Raw genomic sequence first — 7,839 nt, 5'->3', positions numbered from 1 at the left:
CTCTGTAGTCCATGCGGTACTTTTACAGTTTTTGAAAGAATTTATTTTCTTAACGAACAATTAACAAGCAAAGCAACCAACAAAAAATGCTCCATTTCAATAATAAATTAATTTAAAACATAAACTTAATATTACCAATCATTATAAAAAAATCTAGTTGGTATAAAAAAGCTTAAGATTCACTTAACTTAAGTATAAAATACTCCGCTTGTTCAACCTTTAGCCACGAATAGGTTAATAAGGTCTTTATATGCTTGAATTCTTTTCTCGATTAAGCTTGGTAGCCAAGATTATTTTCGCCATTATTTTAGGTATTGGTGTCGCATTACTATTTCCAAACGTTACGCCTTATTTAAGTTTATTTGGTGAGCTTTTCATTAAAGCCTTAAAATCGGTTGCCCCTATTTTAGTTTTTGTATTGGTACTTTCCTCTATCGCCAACTTTCAAGTGGGTCATAGCGCAAATTTACGTCCAATCATAATTTTATACGTAATCGGTATGTTGCTTGCTGCTTTCACAGCTGTGATTGTTAGTCTTTCTTTTCCTAGTACATTGTTCCTTAACACGGTTTCACACAATGATTTGCAAGCACCAGGAAGTTTAGCGGATATTTTAAAAAATCTGCTTTTAAGCTTTATTGCTAACCCTGTTCAAGCAATTAGTGAAGCAAACTTTATCGGTATTTTAGCTTGGGCAATTGGCTTAGGTTTAGCTATGCGCCATAGCTCTGACACCACAAAAGAAGTAATGCAAGATGTTGCACATGCTGTCAGCGCGATTATTCATAAAGTAATTGCTTTTGCACCTGTCGGTATTTTCGGTTTGGTTGCAGTAACTTTTGCTGACGCTGGCCTCGCAACCCTTGAAAGTTATGCTCAACTATTAATAGTACTATTGGGTACGATGTTCTTTGTTGCTTTAGTTATTAATCCAATTCTTGTTGCACTTACTATACGTGGGAATCCATATCCTCTCGTGTTTAAATGTCTTAAAGAAAGTGGGATTACAGCTTTCTTCACACGAAGTTCAGCAGCCAACATTCCAGTTAACCTAGACTTGGCAGAACGCTTAGGTGTTAATCCATCTACAGCAAGTGTGTCTATCCCATTAGGTGCGACAATCAATATGGCTGGTGCAGCAGTAACAATTACTGTACTCACATTAGCAACTGTACATACGCTTGGAATTCATGTTGATTTTGCAACAATGCTTATTTTATCAGTTGTTGCTACAGTTTCAGCATGTGGTGCTTCTGGTGTCGCTGGTGGTTCTTTACTTTTGATTCCAGTAGCATGTAGTTTATTTGGTATTTCAACTGAAATTGCTATGCAAGTGGTAGCTATTGGTATGATCATTAGTGTATTGCAAGACTCTACAGAAACAGCGCTTAACTCTTCTACGGATGTTTTATTTACCGCAGCTGTAGATATTCGCTCTAAACAAGCTTCTTAAAAAAAATGCCATTTCAACGTCTACCAAACTGGTTCCAACTCGGAGCCTTTTTACTGGCATTCAATGCCGGAATGATTAATGTATTAGGGTTAATTACCCTTTTACATCAATCTATTTCACATATGACTGGCAACGTTAGTATGCTAGCTATGAGTTTGGTAGAGTGGCAACCAGAACATATCATCTTCTTGCTTCTGGTAATTATCTGTTATGTTTGCGGTTCATTTTATAGTGGTTTTATTTTAGGCAGCAGCCACTTTCGATTAGGTCGTCGCTATGGCCTACCCCTAAGTCTTGTTGCCTTATTCATTTTTCTTTGCTGGCTATTACTTCCTTATTTTCCACGCTATGGATTATTATGGGCTTGTACAGCGATGGGCTTACAAAATGCAATGGTGAGCCATTATAAAGGCACCATTATTCGAACTACCCATCTATCTGGTGTTTTAACAGATATTGGTTTAGCCCTTGGATATAAAGCCAGAGGCTTACCAGTAGAAAACAGACGTATTGTTTTACACTTACTTATTTTTACGGGTTTTCTGCTTGGGGGAATTCTCGCAGCGTTGGTACATCCGTATCTAAAGTTACAAGCATTTTTATTGCCAGCAACTTTAAGCTTAGTCTTAAGTATTTCTTACTGGGTAGTTTACTTCTACAGCCCTTCAACTTCACATAAGGATTAAGTCATGGTTAAAAATGCCTTACAAGCACAGCTACTAAAAGCTGGGTTAGTGGATAATAAAAAAGCAAAAAAACTAACAAAACAAGCTCATCACGAACAACGTATTGGGCAAAGCGATGAGCCTGAAATTAAAGCGAATATTGAAAAAGCTCAACAAGAAAAGTTAGCTAAAGATCAGGCTTTAAACTTAGAAAAACAGCAACAACTTGAGGAGAAAGCCCTCAAAGCATCTATCATTCAAATGATTAAACATCATAAAATTTCAAATACTGATGGTGATAGTGTTTATCAATTTATTGATGAGGGTAAGATCAAGAAGGTATATATTTCTCAGCAAATATATAATGCACTTGTTTCAGGCAGTTTGCTCATTGCTAAAGATCAAAATCAATACGCATACTTACCTAAACCATTAGCTGAAAAAATTGATCAAAAAATGAAAGGTTTTATTCTATTAAACAATGCTGAGTCCAATGAACAGACCACAAATGAAGAAGATCCTTATGCAGCGTATGTTATTCCTGATGATTTAATGTGGTAATACATACAAGGGCCTTTATGATGTAAATCTAAAGGCCTTTTTCAAATTGCTTTAAGAGTATTAATTTAACAAATGTTCAAAATACTCAGAAAAAATACTTAAAGAATAAATTCCTTCACCACTTTATCTATTAATCCCGATATAATAAATCATAATTTTTTAAGTCCTCGCGACATTCTTGAAGATTTCTTCAGGTATCCAAATTTTACGTCATGTACTAACAAATGACGTACAACGTAATCAGTTCATGTGTATTTGCACATACTCCAAAGATCGAAAACCTAAGTGATATTGATCTAACTGACTTTTTTGTAAATTTAATTGCAAAGACTTAATTAAGTGGCTTTTGTCTTAAAGGTAGTAATTCATGCTGAAGTGGTTTGAAAAACTTGTAGATCCCTACCCAACAAAAGGTCTGGATGAACCTTTACCAACTCGTTTTTTTCCATTTGTCTGGCAAGCGACAGAAGGCTTACGCCCTTACTTATTCTTACTTATTCTTTTTACAGCAGGTGCTGCGAGCTTTGAAGCTTTACTTTTTTCAAAGATTGGACAACTCGTGGATTGGTTAAGTAAAAGTCATCCTGAAAGTTTTTTCAGCCAACATGCAACTGATCTACTGCTTTTAATTGGTGTTTTATTTGCTAATATCTTTTTCGTAAATATTCAATCTATTGTTAAACACCAGATTTTATATAGTACCTTTCCAATGCGTTTGCGTTGGCGTTTTCATAACCTTTTATTGAAACAAAGCTTAGATTTTTTCCATAACGACTTTGCAGGAAGACTTTCTGCAAAAGTAATGCAAACTGCCCTAGCAATCCGTGAATTCTGGATTATTTTGGGCGACATGTTGGCTTACGTTGCTATTTACTTTATTACCGTTAGCATTGTTCTTGGGGCTATTTCCCCTATTTTGTTAATACCACTTTTAGTTTGGTTAACTTTATTTCTAATAAGTGCATGGTTCTTTATTCCCCGTTTAAGTAAAGTTTCGCAGCAACAAGCCGACGCCAGAGCAGTTATGACTGGCCGTATTACCGATGCTTATACCAATATTCAAACTGTTAAATTGTTTGCTCATGCTGGACGTGAGAGCCAATATGCAAAAGCATCAATGAAAGAGTTTATGACAACAGTCTATGCTCAGATGCGTTTAGGTACTCTTTTTGAAATAAGTATCAACATGCTATCAGCCGTTTTATTTATTGGCGTTATTGGTACTTCAGTTTGGCTATGGACTCAAGGTTTAGCAGCATTAGGTGTAATTGCAGCGACGACTGCCATGATTTTAAAGCTTAATAGTATGGCTGAATTTATGATGTGGCATATGTCTGCATTATTTGAAAATGTTGGAACCATTCAAGATGGTATGCAAACATTAGGTAAAAAAATCAATATTCAAGACAAGGCAGAGGCAAAAACACTTAAAGTTCCTCAAGGCGAGATTGTATTTAAAGATGTAAGCTTTGCTTATAACAATAAAAATGTCATTGATCACTTCAACTTGCATATTAAAGCAGGTGAAAAGATCGGTATTGTTGGGCGCTCTGGAGCAGGTAAATCAACGCTTATTCAACTGCTTTTACATTTTTATCACCTCAAAGACGGTGCAATTTTAATTGATGGGCAAAATATTGAAGATGTAACTCAAGATAGTTTGAGAGCAAACATTGCTTTAGTTACTCAAGATACGTCTTTATTACATCGTTCAGTTGCCGAAAATATTAAATATGGCCGTCCAGATGCATCTGATGCCGACATGGAAAACGCTGTAAATAAAGCAAAAGCAGCCGAATTTATACCTCAATTGGTTGATTTAAAAGGTCGTAATGGATATCACGCTCAAGTAGGTGAACGTGGTGTAAAACTTTCTGGCGGTCAAAGACAACGTATTGCTATCGCACGAGTATTCTTAAAAGATGCTCCTATTCTCATTTTAGATGAAGCGACTAGTGCATTAGATTCAGAAGTTGAAGCAGCGATTCAATCCAGTTTAAATGACCTTATGGTTGATAAAACGGTTATTGCAATTGCACACCGATTATCTACTATTGCACAAATGGACCGTTTAATTGTTCTTGATGAAGGTCGAATTGCTGAGCAAGGAACACATGAAGAGTTAATTGCTCAAAATGGAATATATGCACAATTATGGAAACGTCAAACAGGCGGCTTCCTGTTTGAACAAAAAGTTTTACAGGGTCAAGATTAATGCTTTATTTAGAAGATTTGAAAATTGGTGATCGCTTCATTAGCCGTGAATATGAAATCACCTTAGATGAAATCAAAAAATTTGCAAATTCCTATGACCCTCAAACATTTCACACAGATGAAGAACAAGCTAAGCATGATCCTATTTTTCAGGGGATTGCTGCCAGTGGTTGGCACACCTCTGCCATCACTATGCGTTTATGGACAGAGTGCATGCCGATCCATGGGGGTTTAATCGGTTCAGAATCTAGTCTACGTTGGCCACGCCCTACTCGACCTGGTGACAGAATTCATGTTGAAGCTGAAATTTCAGCTATCACACCATCCAAAACAAAATTAGATCGTGGTATTGTTAGTTACGTTACGCAAGCCTTAAATCAATACGGGGATGTTTTACTTATTTCAACAACAAAAATTGTTGTCTTTAAAAAAAATGTTTAAAAATGGTTGATATGATTGTCTAACAGTTTTTATAAACTCAGATTATATTTCATGACAAGATGTGTAAGAAATGCATGTGAAAAATTGATGAGAGCAATGGAACGCATATGAAAATTACCTCAGCTCGTCAAGATCAGGGTATTCCGGGTGTCTATGGCTTATTGCTATTAGATGTCGTTTCACGTTGGGGATACAACGACGAAACATTATTTGCTCCATTTCATCTTACCAGCGAGCAACTGGCTGATCCTGACTATCGTATTTCTACACCAGTAGCAAATGAACTAGTGAAACACGCTCTTAATTTAACTGGTGAAACTACTTTGGGTTACCATCTTGGTACTCAAATGCGTATTTCAATTCATGGTTTCATTGGCTATGCAATTATGACAGCCAAGGACATTACTGAAGCAATTGCTCTCGCAGCTCGCTTTATTCAGCTACGCTTACCTTTTTTACAATTATATTTCTCAACTTTTGGGCCCAAAGCGACTTTACAATTACAGTGTGATATTGAACTAGAGCCTTTACGCACAGAAATCGTTTTAGGTTTAACGATCGGTATCATGAGCATGGCGAAAGCGATGACTGGTATTGAAGATTTAGCTGGTGATGTAGATTTAGATTTCGCAGAGCCAGAAGGTTTTGAGAAATATAGAAGTAAGTTAAGTAGTACAATTCGCTTTAACCAACCACATTTAATTTCAAGTTTTGATAAAAAGTATTTAGGGCTTAAATTAGTTAATGCTGACCCTATCGCAAGTCAAGTTGCCATTAACCAATGCGAAGCTGAACTTTCTGCTTTGGGCGAACGCCGTCGTTTAGCGATGCGAGTTCGTGATATTTTAAGTAATTCTGAACAACATTACTTAAGCATAGAAAATGTAGCAGAATATCTACACATGTCAGATCGGACACTCAAGCGTCAATTAGCAGCAGAAGGAACTTCCTTTTCGACTTTGGTTGATGAAGTGCGTTATCGACATGCAACATCTCTGCTTTCCCGTACAGATTATAGTCTTGAACAAATTGCAGATGAACTTGGCTATTCGGACGTTGCAAATTTTAGCCGAGCTTTTAAACGCTGGAGCGGCCGCAGTCCGAGCAACTGGCGTAAAGACCCATACTTATAATGTTTAAAACTATTGGACACAAGCTTAAGGAGTTACCATGAATCATCCTTCGGAACTGAAGTATGCACGTACACATGAGTGGGTAAAAATTGAAGGTGATCTTGTTATCACAGGGATTACTGACCATGCACAAGATGAACTTGGCGATTTGGTGTATGTCGAAACTCCTGAAGTTGGTAGTCAAGTTACAGCTGGCGAACAAGCTGGAGTTGTTGAATCAGTGAAAACTGCTTCAGACATCCATGCTCCTGTTTCAGGCACTGTAGTAGAAGTAAATACTGACCTTGAAGATGATCCTGATTTTGTAAATGATGATCCATACGGCAAAGGCTGGATTTATAAAATCAAACCAGACAATATTGCAGATGTTGAAAAACTTTTAACAAATGCAGAATATGAAGCTGGCCTATAAGATAGGTATAGTTTTCAAGATTTAATAAAAACCAGTTTAGATTTAGACTGGTTTTTTTCTTTGTTTATGCAGTTAATTTAAAATCAGTTTTACAAATCGGTGACCTTGATGACAAAGCTTGTTGTATTCTCTGGCGCGGGTATGAGTGCCGAAAGTGGAATTAGCACTTTTCGTGACAGTAATGGTTTATGGGAAAATTACGACATCCAACAAGTTGCCACACCTGAAGCATGGCAAAAGAACCCTGCTTTAGTTCAACGCTTTTACAATGAACGACGTAAAAATATTTTAGAGTCTCAACCCAATTCAGCTCATCAATATATTGCCAAGTTACAAGATTATTTTGACGTACATGTTATTACTCAAAATATTGATGATTTGCATGAACGTGCGGGAAGTTCCAACGTTTTACATTTGCATGGCAACATTCGGTTAGCAAAAAGTTCTGGCCCAAATGCACAATTCACAACTCGGTTTTATGAAATTAACGGTTGGAAATTAGACTTAGAAAATGACCTTTGCCCAGATGGCTACCCCCTTCGCCCACATGTTGTTTGGTTTGGTGAAGCTGTAACTACTTATGAAGAAGCAATTAGAGTCGTGCAAAGTGCAGATATTTTTATTGTAATCGGGTCGACATTAAGCGTATATCCAGTTGCAGGTTTAGTACATGAAATTTCAGATCAATGTAAAGCTTACTATATAGATCCCAAAGCAGACTATGGACTTGTTCCTCAACAATACGAATTGTTAAAGATGTCAGCAACTCAAGGAATGCATCAACTTTTTGAGAATTTAACCCATTAAGTGCTATTTTTAAGGACCAAATAAATTTAATTTGAGCAAAAATGACTATTTTTTAGATAAAATTTTCTAACATTGTTCTAATTTTGCTCAACAAAACTTTCTCCTCCGAGCACTTTGTAACTAGATTTAGAGTTATTTTTATTAAAATATTTT

Annotated in this window: 8 protein-coding genes; all 8 read left to right on the top strand. The window is 36.5% G+C overall.

What is annotated here, in order from left to right; translation table 11 throughout:
- The first annotated feature begins 250 nt into the window (after positions 1-250).
- The 8 genes from sstT (at position 251) to NL42_RS12715 (ending at position 7,686) form a co-directional block, all read left to right on the top strand.
- The gene (sstT, locus tag NL42_RS12750; protein ID WP_440207186.1) at positions 251-1,453 is read left to right on the top strand and encodes a serine/threonine transporter SstT; all 1,203 of its coding nucleotides are present in this window, start codon (positions 251-253) and stop codon (positions 1,451-1,453) included.
- Positions 1,454-1,458: 5 nt separating this feature from the next.
- The gene (locus NL42_RS12745; RefSeq protein ID WP_016138327.1) at positions 1,459-2,139 is read left to right on the top strand and encodes a YoaK family protein; all 681 of its coding nucleotides are present in this window, start codon (positions 1,459-1,461) and stop codon (positions 2,137-2,139) included.
- 3 nt (positions 2,140-2,142) lie between these two features.
- Positions 2,143-2,679 (top strand): DUF2058 domain-containing protein, encoded by a 537-nt coding sequence (locus tag NL42_RS12740; RefSeq protein ID WP_016138328.1) that lies wholly within the window; start codon positions 2,143-2,145, stop codon positions 2,677-2,679.
- A 367-nt stretch (positions 2,680-3,046) separates the two neighbouring features.
- Complete coding sequence (locus tag NL42_RS12735) at positions 3,047-4,894, top strand: ABC transporter ATP-binding protein (protein ID WP_461313017.1); 1,848 nt, start codon at positions 3,047-3,049, stop codon at positions 4,892-4,894.
- Positions 4,894-5,334: a MaoC family dehydratase gene (locus NL42_RS12730; RefSeq protein ID WP_009387078.1), complete on the top strand. Its 441-nt coding sequence runs from the start codon at positions 4,894-4,896 to the stop codon at positions 5,332-5,334. Before NL42_RS12735 ends, NL42_RS12730 begins: the two co-directional genes overlap by 1 nt.
- A gap of 107 nt (positions 5,335-5,441) precedes the next feature.
- Entirely contained in the window at positions 5,442-6,467 is a 1,026-nt protein-coding gene (locus tag NL42_RS12725) for an AraC family transcriptional regulator (protein WP_461313016.1), read from the top strand.
- Positions 6,468-6,504: 37 nt separating this feature from the next.
- Positions 6,505-6,879, top strand: coding sequence for a glycine cleavage system protein GcvH (gcvH, locus tag NL42_RS12720; protein ID WP_003651425.1), 375 nt, complete (start codon positions 6,505-6,507; stop codon positions 6,877-6,879).
- Positions 6,880-6,978: 99 nt separating this feature from the next.
- Positions 6,979-7,686 carry an SIR2 family NAD-dependent protein deacylase gene (locus tag NL42_RS12715; protein WP_461313015.1) on the top strand — a complete coding sequence of 236 codons (708 nt, stop codon included), beginning with the start codon at positions 6,979-6,981 and terminating at the stop codon, positions 7,684-7,686.
- The last annotated feature ends 153 nt before the right edge of the window (positions 7,687-7,839 follow it).

This window comes from Acinetobacter sp. GN11, assembly GCF_054823985.1.
The sequence above is the reverse complement of the archived record's forward strand: the minus strand, read 5'-3'. Positions and strand labels throughout refer to the sequence as shown.